Origin of the sequence: Kocuria sp. WRN011 (assembly GCF_002295155.1) — a bacterium.
Classification (GTDB): Bacteria; Actinomycetota; Actinomycetes; order Actinomycetales; family Micrococcaceae; genus Kocuria; species Kocuria carniphila.
This window is the reverse complement of sequence record NZ_NSGI01000005.1, coordinates 141,003-158,546: the sequence shown is the minus strand read 5'-3', so window position 1 is coordinate 158,546 and position 17,544 is coordinate 141,003. Positions and strand designations below refer to the sequence as shown.

Here is a 17,544-nt window from a genome sequence, read left to right as displayed (position 1 = left end):
TCAGTCCTGGGCGTCGCGCGTGCGGCGGGACATGTCCTCGGCCATGCTCAACACCTTGGACAACACGGGGGTGTGCTCCCCCAGCATGATCAGAGCGCGCTCGAGTTCACCGGAGGGCACCACGGTGGCCAACGCGGTCACGGCATCCGTCTCCGTGCTGATACCCGTGCGGATCTGCGTGGTGGACAACACCGGCTGGGCTGCTTCCACGCGACGCAGAACGGCCTCAATGTCTTGGGCACCCACACTGTCTTCCAACATGACCAAGCGTTCATAGACAGCGGGGTTACCGATCTTGATTCGGCGCCCGCTGATGAGCTGGGAAAGCATGGGCGCAGACAGACCCAACACCTCGGCCAGGCGTCGCTGAGTGATGCGGTACGCAGCCACCACGTTGCCGAATCGCTCCGACAAAGGTTGGCCGTACAGCTGAATCTGCTGATCAATATTTTCCGAACTCACGGAATCATCCTGACACATTCGGCTGAAACGAACTCTCGGAAAGGATGGAACATCACGCGAGCACCCGATCCATCCAGCGCTGCGGATCGTGGATCTCCGCTTCGGTCGGCAAGGTCTCCGCCGAGGTCCACACGGTGTTGAATGTGTCCATTCCGGCCCGTTCCACGATGTACTCCACGAATTTCTGCCCGTTGCTGTACTGGCGCATCTTGGCGTCCATACCCATGAGAGTACGGATCGCCCGGTCCAGGGCACCGTGGTTGTCCGATCGTGCATTGAACCGGCGCCGAATGGTTTTAACGGTGGGCACAATGCTGGAGTCCACCGCATCCATGACCGCGTTGGCGTGACCTTCCAAGAGGGACATGACGGCGGTGAGGTGCGACAGCGTAGCTTTCTCCTCATCGGTCAGCAGGTGGCCGATAGGCCCCAGACCCGTGTCCGGGTGATCACCGGATCCGCGCCCGGTCACCGAGGCCACCACCGCGCTCAAGCGATCCCAGGGTGAGACATCAAAGGAACCCAGGGTGGATATCTGTTCGAGCATGTGCCCGCGTAACCAAGGCGCGGCCGCGAACTGCACGCGGTGGGTCTGCTCGTGGAGGCACACCCACAAGCGGAAGTCGTCGGGGTCCACGTTGATTTCTTGTTCGGTCCACAACACGTTGGGGGCCACGAACATCAATCTGCCGCCCGGATGTGATTCGGCGGCCTGCGGAGAGACCAGACCCGCGTACGGGTCGTACTGGCCCAGCACCTTGGACGAGAGGAAACCGACCATCGCCCCCATTTCGGCGGCAGCGGCCGTGGGTGCGAAACCGCGCAGGGCGGTGTCGAACTTCTCGGGATTCTTAATGCGGATCCTGTCGAAGATCGGCTGCATGAGCACCGAGAACGTCTGGGTGTTGGCCTTGGCCCACCCGGCGCGGTCGACCACCAGGATCTTGGAATCGCGCAGGTTTTCGGCGGCGTCCAATCGAGTGATGTTGTGCACGTGATGGACGGATTCATGGGCGAAGTACCGCAGCGACTCCACGGCCTTGCTCATCTCCCGCGGTTTGGGCGTGGGCCCTGGCGGGGTGAGTTTGGCGGCGATCTGCGCCGCCGAATCCCAGTCCACGAGTGAGGGTCGAGCAAGCTCTTGAGTCATGCCCACCACTCAACCACACACAGCCGGTAAGCACACTGCCCGAAGTTCAGCCTTGGGCGAGCGCGGCCACCGTTCGGTCCACGGTGTCCTTGGCGGGGTCGGTCTGGCCACTCACATCGTTGAAGATCACCGAGTACACGAGCACTTCCCCTTCCGCCCGTTGCACGTAGCCGCTCAGCGACACCACCGAATTGAGCGTGCCGGTCTTTGCGCGGGTGAGTCCCCTGGCCGCCTGCTCGTCCGGGTCGTCGAAGCGCTCGGTGAGCGTTCCGGTGGCACCGCCCAGCGGCAGTCCCTGTCCATAGGGCCCCAGCTCCGGATCGGTCAGCAGCGCACGAGTGGCCTGCGCCAGCGTTCCCGTGGTCACGCGGTTGGACAGCGCCATGCCACTGGCGTCCACGACCTCCGCCCCGGTGAGGTCGATCTCGTGGGCCTCCAGCGTGGCACAAATGGCGTTCTGCACACCCGCAACGCTGCCCTGCTCCCCCGCTTCTCGAGCCGCGATGCGTGCCAGGGTCTCGGCGAGCGAATTGTCCGAGTGTTCGAGCATGAACGCGGTTTGTTCGTGGACGGGTGCGGATTCCACGCGCGCTAGCTCCGTACCCTGCTCGGGCGCGGAGTGGTTTCCCGGGCTCACTCTGGTGCCCGCCCCCAGGTGCCGTTGCAACCGCTCTCGGAACTCCATGGCCACGGCGTTCGGCGCGTTCTCGGGGCGTTCGCCTCGGGCTCCCGGATCCCGCCCGTCCGGGGTGGGAACCCTGTGCGAATACATGGCGATGGATGAGACGGCGGTGATTTCGCCGGCCTCGACGTCCTCGTCCGCCCAGCCCGGGTTCAGTGCGGGCCCCGAGAAGAGGGAGGTGTCCAACCCCACCTCGATCTCCCCCTGAATGCCGCGCTCGACGAGCGCATCCGCGGTCCCTTCTGCGAGGTCCTCTATCCCTGCGTGTCCGTTCACGGCTTTGGGGTCGCCCTCACCCGGCGCCAGCGTGGTGTCTCCACCGGCGACGAGCGTGATCTGGCGGGGATTTTCCCCCGTCACCACAGTGGTGGCAAGCCGCGCGTACGGGTCCAGGTGCGCGGCCACCGTCAGCGCGGTCAGTGTTTTCTGATTGGACGCGGGGATTCTCGGCGCGCCAGCCTCTCGTTCTGCTAGCACCTCTCCGGATTCGGCGTCGAGGACCGTGACACTCGAACTCCCCGGTGCGCCGGTCAGTTCGGCGTCCACGATGTTCTGGACCTCAGCACCTTGTGCAGCCGGGCTTTCCGCCGACGACGCCGCGGCCTGCAGTACCCCGGGCAGGTCCCCCGCTTCACCGGGCGGGGTAACCACCCTCATGGGCTCACCGGGCTCGCCCCGATCCACTTCCGCCAGCAACGCGGGGATTGCCCACAGCGAACTGAGAATTAGCGCCACGATGAGCAACGCCGCCACAACGGGACCCAACAGGCTCTTGGGTCGCTTGGGCGGCGGGGCGCTGGGCTTACTCATGCGGCCATTCTTTCGCATGTACGGGACTGAAACGAACCGATTGCCCGGCCCCGAGCGGCGTCGTTGATTGCTGTGCGCGCGGCACGTGCCGCTATCGTGGAACCCAACGTGATTTCGGGGCCTCAACGCGCGCCCCGATACAACTAAGACTCGAACACGAGGAGCACTGCTATGGAGCTGGACGTCACTATCGAGATTCCCCGCGGATCCCGCGTCAAGTACGAAATCGACCACGAGACCGGTCGCATCCGCCTGGATCGTGTGTTGTTCACGTCCATGCAGTACCCCACCCACTACGGCTACTTCGAAGACACCCTGGGTGAGGACGGCGACCCGCTGGACGCCATGATCATCATGGACGTGGACATCATGCCCGGCGTGATCGTGGAAGCCCGCCCCATCGCCGTGTTCAACATGACCGACGAGGCCGGTGGCGATGCCAAGGTGCTGTGCGTCTCCGTGGACAAGCGGTACGACGAGATCCAGGGCCTTGAGGACGTCAACGAGTTCAAGCAGAAGGAGATCCAGCACTTCTTCGAGCGCTACAAGGACCTCGAGCCCAACAAGTGGGTCAAGGGTGAAGGTTGGGAAGGCAAAGAGACCGCTGAGCGCCTGATCGTCGAGGCTCAGGAACGCTTCCAGAAGTCCCAGTACGACTCCGCAGCCGAAGCCGAACAGGACAACTGAGTCCCGCTCACCTTCTCGTGGGACCCCGCACCAATTCCTGGTGCGGGGTCCCGGCGTTTTCGCCCACGCTAATGCCCTGACCAGGAGCTCGAGGTGGCAGGTCGTTGGACTCGAAAAACTTTCAGAGGAAAACTCTTGTCACTCTGCATTCCGTACGCTTAATTTTCTACTAACCGGTAATACCGGTGACGAACCGGGAGAATTTCCCCCAAATCCCTCCCGGATTCGAGTACCCGAGCGCAGCAGATTTGAAACTCTCGCGAGTTTTGATGGTTCCCCCAACTTGTCGAAACTTTTGGCGCTCGGACGAATCCCGTTCGAGGCGTATACCGAGCACGGGAGTCGGCCGGTGAATGTCCCCCATGTTCACCGGCCGATACCTTTTTAACGTGACCGTTCGGCGGCCTATGCGTGTCGGTGGGTTGTGGTGGGATGGTTTTGAGCACCCCGCAGACCACGTGCGGTGGCGCTCCGTCCACCCGCCCCGCCCGCCCGCTCGAGGTGATCTCCGTGCTTGGCTCACAACCTGCGCCTTACGAGCGCGTGTATGTGTTCCACGGCAGCGCCTCGACGCAGTTGCTCGGGACCGGCCGTCTGGTCACGGCAGCGCAGAAATTGCTCGCGGCCGCCGGTGTCGATCCGCACGTTTCACCGGCCATCCACACGGACATCGTGGCCCGCCCGTACACGAATGAAGCGCTCCAGGATCCGATTCTCGATGCGCCCTCGCCCTGGGTCCGTTCCCACACCAGCGTGACGGAGCTCTCCGTGCAACTGCCCGCCCAGATGTTCTGGGACCGGCTCAATGCCGGAAGTTGGGCCACCTGGTCCGAGCAATGGCCCTCCCCCGCGGACGGCCCCATGTTCCCGCCCAGTGTCCCGGACTGGTTGGCTCATGCTCCCCGGTGGGAACTGGACCCGCTCGCACCGGCCCTGGGGCCCGCCGCACCGGGTGGTTGGATCTGGGCCCCCGCATCATCGGACGGGTCCACCGAGGCCGGTGGTTCCGAGGCCTCCGCTCCGTCTTCACCCTCTCGAGCGAGCGGTGTCGCGTGGGACGAGGCCCACGAGACCGGGGAACAGTATCCCTGGGTGGGTCTCTTTCAACTCACGGATGTGGAGTCATTCTGGGTGCTGACAACTCCGGAGCGTCTGGATCAGGTGGTCGCCCTCTGCGAAGAGCTCAGCGGCACGCACTCCGCCTTCTCGTGGCTGACCGGGTATTTCGATCCGATGGACGTCCTGGGATCGCTGCGCCTTCCCATGGAGTGCGCCGCGGAGCTGGAGTACGCCCTGACCGAGCGTGGCTATTCCGTGGACGTGTGGTGGTGAACGGATGAACTCGGGCCCGAGCGCACTTCGGTAGTGACGGCTGGAGCGCCGGTCACCGGCGGCGAACCAAGGCACGGTCGGCTAGAACTGTTCGGCGCACCGCTGCAAGAGCGTGGCAGCGGCGGGACGGGCTTCCCATTCTTCGTTCCATAGTGAGCGCACCACGGCTTTGGAAACGGCCTGCGGGGTGATGCCCAGTTGAGCGGCTACGTCCTTCTGTTGCCCCCTCGCGCCGGGTGTCAGCAGATCCACCACGCGCCATTCGGCGTCACTGCGCACGCTGACGATTCTTCCCACGAGTTTAAGCACGGCCTGGGCCTCGGCCGCGGATTGCGGGTCGGCCGCGCACACGCGCACGGCCACTCGTTCACCGAGGCGTTGGGTCGCTGCGGCCTCGTGCCCGTAGAGCATGCCCGCGCCGTCCGCGGCGACCGCCAAGCGCCCCTCCGGATCGGTCACCCGGGTCAAGAACACTTCTCCCACGCCGATGGCCACCGCATAACGGTCCTCGCGCAGGGCGATCATGGTCGCGCTCACGGCGGCGTTCGGGTCTTCGGTCAACCCACGGACCTCACCGGGCCCGGTGGGTTGGAACGGCGCACTGGTGTTCAGATCGCTCAACTCGCGCGTGAGTTCACGGTCCGTGTCGGTACTGGGCCGGGAGCTGTCCTCCACGCGCTGAGTCAATGTCATCACAAACACGTTCTCAGTATCGCAGCTCGCTGCCCGGATTCATGCGGTTGAACCCGGTGCAGCGGAGCAGTGTCTGGGCTCAGAGCAGCGTCTGCAGGATGCGCGCCGCGCCGTCCTCGTAGACCGTGGTGGTGACCTCGTGGCACACCTCGGCCACTTCGTCCGGAGCCTGTCCCATGGCCACCCCGCGGGCGGCCCAGTCGAGCATCTCAATGTCGTTGCGACCGTCGCCCATGGCAATCGTGTGCGCGGGATCCACGTTCAACTGACGCCGGATCTGCTCCAGCGCGCTCGCCTTGGACACTCCGTTGGCGGCCACGTCCAGCCACGAGGACCAACCCACGGAATAGGTCACGCCGTGCAGACCGGCCTCGTCGATCACCTTTCCGAACTCTTCAGGGGTGTCGTTGGCGCTGTAGACGACCAACCGGACCGCCGGTGTTTCGGACAGGGTCTTCAGATCCACGCCGATCGCCTCGATGCCGAAGGACGAGTCCTGGAACCGCTCGGTCGAATAAAACGTTCCGTCCTCACCCTCGAGTGCGAACTTGGCGGTGGGCAGTTTATCGGCCAGTGCTTCCAGCGCGGATGACGGGTCGAAGCTGACCCGGTCCACCACTTCGTAGTGGTTCTCGAGTTCCGGATCGAGTCGCAGTGTGATGCCGCCGTTGGAGCACACGGCAAAGCCGGACTCCATGTGTACCTGCCGGATCACGGGGAGTGTTGCGCCCATGGAGCGGCCGGTCGAGATCACCACGTGGTGACCCGCCGCGACCACTGCGCGGGCGGTGTCCTTCACGGCGCGGGACATTTTTCCGTCGTGGTCCACCAGGGTGCCGTCGACGTCCAGGGCAACGAGATACTTGACCCCTTCCTCCTTGGTCCAGGAACCCGTACGAACGGGCTGAACCTTGGTGGGGGGAAGCGTATCCGCCGCTGATTTCAGTTGTGCTTGCTGCCGGTCATCGATGCCAGCCTGTGTTTCAGTCATAACAGTCATGGTGTCACACCACCAGCTGCTCATGACACGACGCAGACCACACGGTTAAGGGCGCATGAACTCCCCGGCGCGTCAGTTCACCGGGCGCATCATGTCCTGACCGCGCATGTAAGGGCGCAGAATCTCGGGAATCACCACGGAACCGTCCTGCTGCTGGTGGGTCTCGAGGATCGCCACAATCCAGCGAGTGGTCGCCAACGTGCCGTTGAGGGTGGCGACGGCGCGCGTGCCCGCCTTCTTGGGTTTGCCGTCCGCGCCCGTGGTTTCCGGCAGGCGCTCGCGGATGTTCAGACGGCGGGCCTGATAGGTGGTGCAGTTGGAGGTCGAGGTCAGCTCGCGGTAACGGCCCTGGGTGGGTACCCACGCTTCGCAGTCGAACTTGCGGGCGGCCGATGTCCCCAGATCACCGGCGGCAGTGTCGATCACGCGGTAGCTGAGACCGCAGGCCTGCAACATCTGCTCCTCCCACGCCAGCAGCCGTTCGTGCTCGGCGGCGGCCTGGTCCTGGGTGCAGTAGACGAACATCTCCAGTTTGTTGAACTGATGCACGCGGATGATGCCGCGGGTGTCCTTACCGCCCGATCCTGCCTCGCGGCGGTAGCACGAGGACCACCCGGCGTAGCGCAGCGGACCGTCCGAGAGATCCAGGATCTCATCCATGTGATAGCCGGCCAGGGCCACCTCGGAGGTGCCGACCAGGTAGAGGTCGTCCTTCTCCACGCGGTAGATCTCGTCGTCGTGTTCCACATCGAAGCCGGTGCCGCTCATGACCTCGGGGCGCACCAGGTTGGGTGTGGTCATGGGAATGAATCCGTTGTCCAGCGCCAGGTCCTGGGCCGCGAGCAACAGTGCGTTCTCCAGGCGGGCGATGTCACGCTTGAGGAAGTAGAACCGGGAGCCGGAGACCTTGGCCCCGCGTTCCATGTCGATTCCATCGAGCAGTTCGGCAATTTCCAGGTGGTCTTTCGGCTCGAATCCTTCGGCCACGAAATCGCGCGGGGTGCCCTCGGTGCGCAGCACCGTGAAGTCTTCTTCGCCGCCGGAAGGCACGCCCTCTTCCACCAGATTGGGCAGCTGGGTGAGCAAAGCCTGCTGAGTCTGCTGAGCGGCATCGGCGGTGGCCTGCGTGGCCTTGACGTCCGCGGCGAGCTGCTTGACCTGGGCGAGCAATTCTTGCTTCTCCTCACCCTGCGCCTTGGCGACCTTCTTGCCGAACGCATTCTGCTCCGCGCGGAGGTTCTCGAACTCGGTGATGGCCGTCCGGCGCTGGGCGTCGGCATCGAGAATTCGATCCACCAGGCTCTCGTCGGCCTCGCGGGCCTTCTGGGAAGCACGGAACAGGTCGGGGTGGGCGCGCAGCTCATTGATATCGATCACCGTTCCAGGGTAGCGAACGCCGCAGGGTGACGCGGAACCCATTGCCGCACGCGGCTCGCGCCAAGCTGGCGACCGTAGACTGTCCCTAATCAACAGGTGACTGTTCTTCCTACCGAGAAAGGCTGCCGTGCGCACCAATTCTCTGGTTCCGCAGCGAGTCGCTGTGGTCCTCAATCCGATCAAGCTCCAAGCCGACGAAGCCCGCGACGCCGTGATCCTGGCGTGCCGCAAGGCTGGCTGGTCCGATCCCGAGTTCTATCTGACCGAAGTGGACGACTCGGGGTACTCCATGGCCCGGCGCGCCGTCGAGGACGGCGCGGACGTGGTCCTTGCCGCAGGCGGCGACGGCACCGTGCGAGCCGTGGCCGAAACGCTGGCCGGGACCGATACCGCCCTGGGGCTCGTTCCCCTGGGCACCGGCAACCTGCTGGCCCGCAACTTGGGTGCCAATTTGGCCGATCCGCGCCAGTGCGTGGACGTGGCCTTGTTCGGTTCCGAAAAATCCATCGACACGGTGTCCTTCAACGTGGAACGCGAGGACGGCACCACAGACGAGAACCGCTTCCTGGTCATGGGCGGCGGCGGCTTCGACGCGCAGATCATGGCGGACACCAAGGACGACCTCAAGGACATGGTCGGCTGGGTCGCCTACGGCGAGGCCGGTGCCCGCCACCTGTTCAACCGCCCCGGTTGGGCCCGATTTCAGGTGGACGGCGGCGAGTGGGAATCCGCCCGCTCCCGCTCCGTCATGGTGTGCAACTGCGGCGAACTCACCGGCGGCATGGTCCTGGTTCCGGACGCCAAACTCGACGACGGCGTTCTGGACCTTGTCGTCATGAGCCCCCGCAGCATGCTCGGCTGGGCCCGCATGGCCGCCAAGGTCCTCTTCCGCCACACCCACGACCTGCCCGTGATCGATTTCCACCGCGGCAAGCACGTGCGCGTGGAGTTCTGGGATGCCACCGAGTCCGAGATCGACGGTGATTCGCTGGGCAAGATCAAGGCCTTCGAATCCGAGGTGTTCCCCCGCTCCCTGCGCGTGCGCGTTGCACCCTCCATGGCCGATCTGGACGAGCCCGAGGCCCCGGTCATCGACGCCGCGGATCCGGACAAGATCTGAGCGCACCCTGATCGACGCTAGTGCCGCTTGGGCATGGCGCCAGTAACGTGATCGACGGTAGGGCCCGGGAATCTCGATTCCCGGGCCCTACCGTCGATCAGTTTGCGGTCCGTCGAAAATCAGGGACGCGGCGACGTCGTCGTCGAACGAACCGTTACTAGGCTACGCCGGCGAGACCGAAGATCGCCGCGGCGATCGCGAAGCCCACCACACCAATGATGGTTTCCAGAACGGTCCAGGTCTTGAACGTGGTCTTGACGTCCATTTCGAGGAAGCGACCGACCAGCCAGAAGCCGGAGTCGTTGACGTGGGACAGCACCACGGAACCGGCGGCCACGGCAACCACCATGGCGGCCAGTTGCATCGCGTTGTAATCACCGGCGAGCACAGCGGGAGCCACCAGTCCGGCCGCGGTGGTCAGCGCGACCGTGGCCGAACCCTGCGCAACGCGCATCACGGCGGCGATGATGAAGCCTGCCAGGATCACGGGGATACCCAGGTTCGAGAGCACGTTCTCCATGGCGTCGCCGATTCCCGAGGTACGCAGCACACCGCCGAACATGCCACCGGCACCGGTGATCAGGATGACCGAGCAGACGGGGCCGAGCGCGGACTCGAACGTCTTCTCGATCGCGGAACCGCTCATGCCGCGGACCTTACCGATGGTCAGGGCCGCAATGACCAGTGTGATGGTCAGGGCAATGGGTGTCTCACCGATGGCTCGAAGCAACTCGTACCAACCCCGACCGGCCGTGTCCTCCGAGACGGCTCCGGAGTTGGCCAAGGTACCCAGGCCGGTGTTGAGGAAGATCAACAGCATGGGCAGCAACAGGAGCATGATGACCAGGCCGACCGACGGCGGGTTCTTCACGTTCTCGGCCTCGCCCAGGATGCTGGGCACGGGGAGGTTGATCTTGCGCCCCATGACCTTGCCGAACAGGTAGGACGAGAGGTACCACGCGGGGATGGCGCAGACCAGGCCGACCAGGATGATGTAGCCGACGTTCGCCTCGAAGAAGGTCGCCGCGGTCACCGGACCCGGGTGGGGCGGCAGGAACACGTGCATCACGGAGAACGCACCCACGGCCGGCAGCGCGTAGGTCAACACGCTCCCGCCCAGGCGACGCGCCACGGAGAAGACCACCGGAAGCATGACCACCAGGCCGGCGTCGAAGAAGATCGGGAAGCCGAACAGCAGTGACGCCACACCCAGGGCGAGTGGGGCGCGCTTCTCCCCGAAAATTCCGATGAGCCTGTCCGCGAGCACCTGGGCACCGCCGGAGGTTTCCAGCAAGCGGCCGAGCATCGCGCCCAGGCCCACGAGCAGAGCCACGCTGGCCAGGGTGTTGCCGAAGCCGAACAGCAACACCGGAACCACTTCGCCGGTGGGGATACCCGTGGCGAACGCGGTCAGCGCGGAAATGATGATGAGTGCAAGGAACGCGTGAACGCGCAGCTTGATGATGAGCACCAGCAGCACGGCGATCGCCGCGGCTGCGATCAACAGCAGGGGACCCGCTGTGAGGGTTTGACTCCAGCCTTCGATTTCCATGGGGCTATTGTCCTCTCAAGTGATCGACCCAAGATCGGGCCTGAATAAATGCGGCATCCGAGTGTTGTTTGGCAACCTCGATGACTCGCTGATCTGCTCGCGGGTAGGAACCCAGGAATCGGGTGCGCGGGCACATACGCCGAACGCCCATCAGCGCATCCGCCACGCGGTCGTCCTGAATATGACCGTCGACGTCCACACTGAAGAAGTAGTCACCCAGGTGGCTTCCGGTGGGCCGGGATTCAATGCGGGACAGGTTCACCCCGCGAGTGGCGAACTGCTCAAGGATCTCCATGAGCGCTCCGGCACGATCTTGCCACAGCGGAATCACCACGGAGGTCTTATCCGCGCCGGTGGGTTGGGGCATGGTGGCATCAGGCCTGGCCACAAGGATGAAGCGGGTCACCGCATTTTTGTTGTCGCCGATGTTCTCGGCCAGCACGGTCAGCTCGGGGTGCCGATCGACGACGACGGGCGAGCACACCGCAGCGTCATAGCTGACACCTTCGGAGCTGGTACCGCCGTGACCGTCCAGGAAGGCGACGGCCGAGGCCGCCGTGGATGACGCCGCGACATATTCCACGCCCGGGATATTCTGCTCAACCCACCCGCGAATCTGTGCCCAGGCGTGGCTGTGCGTGGAGATGGAGCGGATCTGGTCCAACGCCAACTCCCCCGGTGCCACCAGGGTGAACTGAATCGGGACCAGGATCTCCTGGAGGATGCGCAGCTCGGCGCCCGAGGCGACGTCGTCCAGCGTTGCCGTCACGCCACCCTCGACCGAGTTCTCAATGGGGACCACCGCGGCATCCACGGCACCCTTACGAACGGCCGCGAGCGCGGACGGAACGGAAGCCATGGGAATCCGCTCGGATTCGCGGGCTCCGGGGACCTGCATGAGAGCGGCCTCGGTGAAGGTGCCCTCCGGGCCCAGAAAAGCGATCCGACGCGGGCGTGGCCCCGAGTCCGCAAGGGGACCCGAGGCCACGCCGGAAACTGCCGCGTTCACAGGACGCGCGGAGTTTCGCCGTTTTCGGAAACCAGGGGCTTGTCGGCATCCGCCCACGCGCCCATGCCACCCAGCACGTTCACGGGATCGAACCCGTACTGCGCGAGGTAGGCGGTGGCCTTCAGCGAGCGGCCGCCGGATCGGCAGATGACGTAGACATCTTCATCCACCGGAACCTCGCCGGTGCGCTCGGCCAGCTGGGACAGCGGCAGGTGCTGAGCGCCGTCAATGTGGCCGGCATCCCATTCGTCCTGCTCGCGGACGTCCAGGACGGGTGCGCCCTGGGGAATGTCCTCAACGGACGCGGACGGCAGATTGTTCACGTTGTCCATGGTTCCTCCGAACTCAGAAGCGGAAAATTGATCCGCCTCCACCTTAACGCTGGACCGGGTCCAGGGGCTCTTCTTCGTGCGACGCGAACGGGCCGAGATCAGGCAGACCGTTCTTGGCCACACTGCGCTTGGACGCGCTGAAGCCAATGGTGGTGCCCACCACGATCACCACGCCGGCGATCAGGCTGTAATACCAGTGCGGGTTGCTGAAGTCGAACATGATGTAGAGCGCCACCGCGATCAAGAACACCAGGCAGATGTAGTTGGTGACCGGAGCGCCGGGCATGCGGAAATTGACGGCATGCGCTTCGCCGCGGGCCACCTTGCGGCGGTAGCCCAGGTGCGAAACGAAGATCGAGATCCAGCCGAACAGGATGAACACCGCGCATGCGCTCAACACGACCTCGAATGCGGAAGCAGCACCCAGTGCGTAAATCAGGATGATGCCCAACAGGTAGAAACCGAGCAGGCAGATCAGTGCACCGGAGGGCACACCGCGCTTGGACACGGTGGCCGTGACGCGAGGCGCCTGGCCGTGGGCCGCGAGGTTACGGAGCAGACGGACACACGCGTAGAGAGTGGCGTTCACACCGGAGATCGCGGCGGTCAGCACCACAAAGTTCATGATGCCCGCGAGCGCCGGGATGTTCAGCGAGCCCAGAGCGGTCACGAACGGCGACTCGTTGCCGGAGTACTGGGCGGTGGGCAGCAGCATGGAGAGCACCAGGATGGAGCCGATGTAGAACAGTGCAATACGCAGTACCACGGAGTTGATGGCGCGGGGCATGGAGCGCTCGGGGTCCTTGGCTTCACCAGCGGAGACGCCCACGATCTCAATGGCGGAGTACGAGAAGACCACACCGGACATCACGACCACCAGGGCCAGGACGCCACTCGTTGCGAAGCCCTCCGACCACAGGTTGGAAACAGAAGCCACGGTGGGGGCATTGAAGATGTCACCGGCAACCACGAGGACGATGCCCGCAATCAGGAACAACAGGATGGCCAGCACCTTGATCATGGCGGCCCAGGTCTCGATGAAGCCGTAGAGCTTCACGCTGAGCAGGTTACAGCCGACTATCACGAGTGCCGCGACCAGGGACGGGATCCAGCCCGGGATCTCCGGCCACCAGAACTGCACGTACACGGCGAGCGCCGCAATCTCGCCCACGCCGGCCACTGCGGCCAGCACCACGTAGATCCAACCGGTCATGTAAGCGAAGCGGTCGGAGACGAACTCTCGGGCGTAAGACACCCACGCGCCGGTGGTGGGCCGGTGGATCACCATTTCGCCCAGTGCTCGCATGAGCAGGTAGACGACCACGGAGACGACCAGGTAGGACAGCACCAGGGCCGGCCCGGCGGTGGCCAGACGTTGCCCGATTCCGAGGAACAGGCCCACACCGATGGCGCCGCCAATGGCGATCATCTGGATCTGGAAGTTACCGAGGGACTTCTTGTACCCCTCGTCACCCCGATCCTCGTACGTGGGCATGGGCCCTGTGGCGGGCTCTTTCGGGTCGAATGGCATGACATTCTCCTGTTCGTGGGGTGAACCACCCACCTGATGCGTCAATCAGTAACGCTCACGAGACGGACCCCCACCACGCACCGCCGGTAGTTGCTCACTGAGGGTAGTTCTGAAATCGGCGTGCAACGAACATTTAGGTTCATTTGCCCGAGTGAGTCGAAATGCGTCATATTGCGCCCGCGAAGAGCAATAAATGGCAGACAAGTGACACGTGGCTGTTGACGAGAGGCGATGTAACGGTCCACGCTGACCACCAATCGGCCGGTGTGAGACGGTTAGTCACGATGCCGCTTCTGGTGGATTCCACCATCGATCGCACGAGTAAAGGACGGTAAGAGACTTCATGACTTTCGACGTGATCTTCACCAACGGCACCATTCACACCCAGGATCCTGAGCACCCCACGGCTCACAGTTTGGGTGTTCACCAGGGGAAGGTCGTGAGCCTGGACGACGAGCTGCCCACCGATCTCTTCGAGCGCGTGGTGGATCTCAAGGGTGCCGCCGTGGTCCCCGGGTTCAACGACGCTCACTGCCACCTGAGCTTCTTGGGCGAGTCGCTGGTTCAGCTGGACCTGCGCCCGTCCGCCATTTCCACCATGGACGACCTGATCGGCGCCGTGCGCGATGCCGCCGCAGACGCCGAGCCCGGCGAATGGATCCTGGGTCAGGGCTACGACCAGAATTATCTGGACGGCGCGCATCCCACCGCGGTAGCCCTGGACGAGGTCGCCCCGGACAATCCCGTGTGGCTGTGGCACAACTCGCGTCACATGGCCGTGGTCAACAGCAAGGCCTTCGAAATCGCCGGTTACCCCGGCCGCAAGGGCTTCGAGGTTCCGGAGGGTGGCGAGGTCCCGCTCGACGAGGACGGCGCCGCGCAGGGCCTGCTCTCGGAGACGGCCCGCGGCCTGGTCCAGGAAGTACTGCCCGCCAAGACCACCGAGGACGTTGCCGATCAGATTGCAGCCGCCTGCGACGCCGCTCTGGCCGCCGGCATCACGTCCATCACCGAACCGGGTTTGGGCTCTCCCGCGAACATCGGTCAGTCCTTCACGGATATCGCCGCCTACCAGCTGACCAAGGACCAGGGTCGGCTGCGCTTGCGCGCCACCGTGATGCCTTATCTGACCACGCTGCACCCCATCGATCCCAGCGGCAAGGACGTTGCCAATGAGTTCCCGGATGAGGATCAGCCCTTCGGTCTGGACTTGGGAATCCGCTCCGGCATGGGTGACGACTGGTTCCAGATCGGCGCCGTCAAGGTACTGTCGGACGGCTCTCTGATCGGCCGTTCCGCGTTCATGACCGAGGGCTACGCCGCTGATGCAGAAGAGGGCGTGGAGAACGTCGGCTTCCTGCAGTTCCCACAGGAATGGTTGGAACGCCGCCTGATCGCGGCGCACAAGAACGGCTGGCAGCTTGCCGTGCACGCCATCGGCGACGGCGCCGTGGACGTGGTGCTGGACATCATCGAGAAGGCACAGCAAGAATTCCCCCGCGAGGACGCCCGCCACCGTATCGAGCACTTCGGTGTCGCCAGCGACGAGCAAGTGGCCCGTTCGGCGGCTCTCGGAGTGGTTCCGGTGCCCCAGGGGCGGTTCGTGAACGAGCTCGGCGACGGTATGGCCAAGGCGCTGGGCGAGAAGCGCACCCGCCTGTGCTACCGCATGAAGTCCCTCATCGACGCGGGCATGGTGGCCCCCGCCTCCACGGACGCACCCGTGGTGGAGTACCCGCCGCTGTACAACATTCACGACATGGTCAACCGCCGCACGGCATCCGGCGCCCAGTTCGTTCCGGAAGAATGCATCACCGTGGACCAGGCCGTGAACGCCTACACCGTGGGCAGCGCGTACGCGTCCCACCAGGACGACTTCAAGGGCACCTTGAGCGCGGGCAAACTTGCGGACTTCGTGGTGCTCTCCGATGACATTTATGACATCGACCCGCAGACCATCAAGGACGTGCAGGTCACGGCCACGATTGTGGGTGGGGAAATTATGCACGGAAACCTGTAACCACCCGACAAATCATTCAGCGCGTCACCATTTATTGAAGTTAACGACCATTCTTCCGGTTCCGGCGAGTCCGGTGCCTAACCAGGAGGTACTAATGACCAAACAGTCAGCCGGCCATCTCATTGTCGAGTCGCTCAAGCGCCACGGCGTGGAACGCGTGTTCTCCGTGCCCGGTGAGAGCTACCTGGACGTACTCGATGGCCTCTACAACTCGGGTATCGAGAACGTGGTGTGCCGCCAGGAGGGCGGCGCCCTGTACATGGCGGAGGCAGTGGGCAAGGCCACCGGTGAGCCCGGTGTCGCCATGGTGACCCGCGGTCCCGGTGCATCCAACGCATTCGTTGGTGTCCACCTCGCATGGCAGGACTCCACTCCCCTGGTGCTATTCGTGGGCCTGATCCCGTTCGAGCACCGCATGAAGGAAGCCTTCCAGGAGTTCGACCCGTACGCGTGGTTCGGCACCCAGACCAAGCGCGTGTTCGTCCTCGACGAGGCCGAGCGCGCGTCCGAGGTCGTGGCCGAGGCATTCTTTGCCGCTACTTCCGGCCGCCCCGGTCCCGTGGTGGTCGGTCTCCCCGAGGACGTCATCACCGAAATGGTGGACCGCCCCGTGGTGCCGCGCATCCCCGTGACCGAGGGTTCCGTGAGCAACGAGGAGATCAACGACCTCAAGGCGGCCTTCGCCAAGGCCGAGCGTCCGGCAATGCTGCTCGGCGGTCCCCGCTGGACCGCGGAGGCCTCCAAGCAGGTCACCGCATTCGCCGAGAAGAACGGCATTCCGGTCATTACCGATTGGCGCGCCGCTGACCGTATCCCCGGCAACTCTTCCGTCAACGCGGGCGAGGTGGGTTATGGTCGCACCGAGGAGTCCTTGGCTGTCCTCAAGGACGCCGATCTGCTGCTCCTCGTGGGCGGCACCCTCTCCGACGTTCCGACGGAGAGCTTCACCGTTCGCCAGAACCCCGATGACGTCAACTGGATCGTCAACATCGACGCTTCCTTGCGCCAGCACTCGGGCGCGGTGACTCGTCAGATCCTGGCTTCCCCGGTGGCCTTCGGTCAGGCCGTGGCAGATCTGGACCTGGGCGAGCACCCGGACTGGACGTCGTGGCGCGAACCCGCCGTGGAAGCGCACCGCAAGGTCTCGCAGATCCCGGACAACACCGGCACCAACGCGGAGGGCACCGCTGACATGACCCTGGTCATGGAAGAGGTCCTCAAGCACATGCCGGAGGACACCCAGATCACGTTCGGTTCCGGTAACCACACCGCGTGGGGTCACCGCTACTTCCCGAACTCCTTCTACCCGTCCCAGTTCTCGGTGCGTAACGGCACCATGGGCTATTCGGTTCCCGCCGCCGTAGCGCTGTCGTTGGAGGACAAGGATCGCTTTGTCTTCTCGATCGCCGGCGACGGTGAGTTCCTCATGAACAGCCAGGAACTGGCCACGGCAAAGCAGTTCGGGGCGCACCCGCTGATCCTGGTCATGGACAACTCCCAGTTCGGCACCATCCGTTCCCACCAGGAAGCCCACTACCCGGGCCGCATCTCCGGAACGCAGCTGGCGAACCCGGACTTCGGCGTGCTGGGCGAGGGGTACGGCGGGTACGGAGCCCGCTTGGACAACAACGACGACATTGAGCGCGTCATCTCCGAGGCCATGAAGGCCACGCAGGAGGATCGCATCCCCGCCGTGGTGCACGTGGTGGTCGACCGCTCCAAGGTCATGCCGGGCATGTAATAACAGCCCGCTCGGTGTGTGGTGGCGGAATTTCCGCCGCCACACA

Annotated in this window: 15 protein-coding genes; 5 read left to right on the top strand and 10 right to left on the bottom strand. The window is 64.4% G+C overall.

The genetic code is table 11. From position 1 onward, the window contains the following. The 3 genes from CKW39_RS08465 to dacB are packed head-to-tail and all read right to left on the bottom strand — an operon-like array spanning position 1 to position 3,104. Positions 1-462, bottom strand: a complete 462-nt coding sequence (locus CKW39_RS08465; RefSeq protein WP_254049343.1) for a DNA-binding protein — start codon at positions 460-462, stop codon at positions 1-3. A 52-nt stretch (positions 463-514) separates the two neighbouring features. Next, complete coding sequence (locus CKW39_RS08460; RefSeq protein WP_095797693.1) at positions 515-1,612, bottom strand: zinc-dependent metalloprotease; 1,098 nt, start codon at positions 1,610-1,612, stop codon at positions 515-517. Positions 1,613-1,658: 46 nt separating this feature from the next. Next, positions 1,659-3,104 carry a D-alanyl-D-alanine carboxypeptidase/D-alanyl-D-alanine-endopeptidase gene (gene dacB, locus CKW39_RS08455; RefSeq protein ID WP_254049342.1) on the bottom strand — a complete coding sequence of 482 codons (1,446 nt, stop codon included), beginning with the start codon at positions 3,102-3,104 and terminating at the stop codon, positions 1,659-1,661. Positions 3,105-3,275: 171 nt separating this feature from the next. On the opposite strand from dacB, the gene CKW39_RS08450 reads away from it, so the two are divergent. Both CKW39_RS08450 and CKW39_RS08445 read left to right on the top strand, forming a co-directional pair. Beyond that, complete coding sequence (locus tag CKW39_RS08450; protein WP_095797691.1) at positions 3,276-3,791, top strand: inorganic diphosphatase; 516 nt, start codon at positions 3,276-3,278, stop codon at positions 3,789-3,791. Positions 3,792-4,229: 438 nt separating this feature from the next. Next, the gene (locus tag CKW39_RS08445; protein ID WP_254049341.1) at positions 4,230-5,123 is read left to right on the top strand and encodes a hypothetical protein; all 894 of its coding nucleotides are present in this window, start codon (positions 4,230-4,232) and stop codon (positions 5,121-5,123) included. Positions 5,124-5,204: 81 nt separating this feature from the next. Here the strand turns inward: CKW39_RS08445 and CKW39_RS08440 are convergent, their stop codons facing one another. The 3 genes from CKW39_RS08440 to serS form a co-directional block, all read right to left on the bottom strand. Next, positions 5,205-5,816, bottom strand: coding sequence for a hypothetical protein (locus CKW39_RS08440; RefSeq protein WP_238663118.1), 612 nt, complete (start codon positions 5,814-5,816; stop codon positions 5,205-5,207). Between the two features lie 79 nt (positions 5,817-5,895). Continuing rightward, complete coding sequence (locus CKW39_RS08435) at positions 5,896-6,816, bottom strand: HAD family hydrolase (RefSeq protein ID WP_371514677.1); 921 nt, start codon at positions 6,814-6,816, stop codon at positions 5,896-5,898. A 72-nt stretch (positions 6,817-6,888) separates the two neighbouring features. Beyond that, positions 6,889-8,193, bottom strand: a complete 1,305-nt coding sequence (serS, locus tag CKW39_RS08430; protein WP_095797689.1) for a serine--tRNA ligase — start codon at positions 8,191-8,193, stop codon at positions 6,889-6,891. 127 nt (positions 8,194-8,320) lie between these two features. Here serS and CKW39_RS08425 point away from each other — a divergent pair, with 127 nt between their 5' ends. Beyond that, complete coding sequence (locus CKW39_RS08425; RefSeq protein ID WP_095797688.1) at positions 8,321-9,313, top strand: diacylglycerol kinase family protein; 993 nt, start codon at positions 8,321-8,323, stop codon at positions 9,311-9,313. 157 nt (positions 9,314-9,470) lie between these two features. Here CKW39_RS08425 and CKW39_RS08420 read toward each other — a convergent pair whose 3' ends face one another. Genes CKW39_RS08420 through CKW39_RS08405 form a run of 4 tightly spaced genes read right to left on the bottom strand, consistent with a single transcriptional unit; the run spans position 9,471 to position 13,737 of the window. Further along, on the bottom strand, positions 9,471-10,865 hold the full coding sequence (locus CKW39_RS08420; protein ID WP_095797687.1) for a GntP family permease: 1,395 nt from the start codon (positions 10,863-10,865) through the stop codon (positions 9,471-9,473). 4 nt (positions 10,866-10,869) lie between these two features. Then, complete coding sequence (gene pheA, locus CKW39_RS08415; RefSeq protein ID WP_095797686.1) at positions 10,870-11,874, bottom strand: prephenate dehydratase; 1,005 nt, start codon at positions 11,872-11,874, stop codon at positions 10,870-10,872. Beyond that, positions 11,871-12,206: a rhodanese-like domain-containing protein gene (locus tag CKW39_RS08410; protein WP_031272826.1), complete on the bottom strand. Its 336-nt coding sequence runs from the start codon at positions 12,204-12,206 to the stop codon at positions 11,871-11,873. Before CKW39_RS08410 ends, pheA begins: the two co-directional genes overlap by 4 nt. Positions 12,207-12,249: 43 nt before the next feature. Next, the gene (locus CKW39_RS08405) at positions 12,250-13,737 is read right to left on the bottom strand and encodes an amino acid permease (protein WP_095797685.1); all 1,488 of its coding nucleotides are present in this window, start codon (positions 13,735-13,737) and stop codon (positions 12,250-12,252) included. 343 nt (positions 13,738-14,080) lie between these two features. On the opposite strand from CKW39_RS08405, the gene CKW39_RS08400 reads away from it, so the two are divergent. Next, positions 14,081-15,757, top strand: coding sequence for an amidohydrolase (locus tag CKW39_RS08400; protein ID WP_095797684.1), 1,677 nt, complete (start codon positions 14,081-14,083; stop codon positions 15,755-15,757). Positions 15,758-15,851: 94 nt separating this feature from the next. Continuing rightward, positions 15,852-17,498: a thiamine pyrophosphate-binding protein gene (locus CKW39_RS08395; RefSeq protein ID WP_095797683.1), complete on the top strand. Its 1,647-nt coding sequence runs from the start codon at positions 15,852-15,854 to the stop codon at positions 17,496-17,498. Positions 17,499-17,544 lie beyond the last annotated feature (46 nt).

Coding starts and splice junctions, on each gene's coding strand:
- CKW39_RS08400 (WP_095797684.1), top strand. CDS start 14,081: ATGACTTTCGACGTGATCTTCACCAACGGCACCATTCACACCCAGGAT.
- CKW39_RS08460 (WP_095797693.1), bottom strand. CDS start 1,612: ATGACTCAAGAGCTTGCTCGACCCTCACTCGTGGACTGGGATTCGGCG.
- CKW39_RS08410 (WP_031272826.1), bottom strand. CDS start 12,206: ATGGACAACGTGAACAATCTGCCGTCCGCGTCCGTTGAGGACATTCCC.
- dacB (WP_254049342.1), bottom strand. CDS start 3,104: ATGAGTAAGCCCAGCGCCCCGCCGCCCAAGCGACCCAAGAGCCTGTTG.
- CKW39_RS08435 (WP_371514677.1), bottom strand. CDS start 6,816: ATGACTGTTATGACTGAAACACAGGCTGGCATCGATGACCGGCAGCAA.
- CKW39_RS08395 (WP_095797683.1), top strand. CDS start 15,852: ATGACCAAACAGTCAGCCGGCCATCTCATTGTCGAGTCGCTCAAGCGC.
- CKW39_RS08440 (WP_238663118.1), bottom strand. CDS start 5,816: ATGACATTGACTCAGCGCGTGGAGGACAGCTCCCGGCCCAGTACCGAC.
- CKW39_RS08450 (WP_095797691.1), top strand. CDS start 3,276: ATGGAGCTGGACGTCACTATCGAGATTCCCCGCGGATCCCGCGTCAAG.
- CKW39_RS08405 (WP_095797685.1), bottom strand. CDS start 13,737: ATGCCATTCGACCCGAAAGAGCCCGCCACAGGGCCCATGCCCACGTAC.
- CKW39_RS08420 (WP_095797687.1), bottom strand. CDS start 10,865: ATGGAAATCGAAGGCTGGAGTCAAACCCTCACAGCGGGTCCCCTGCTG.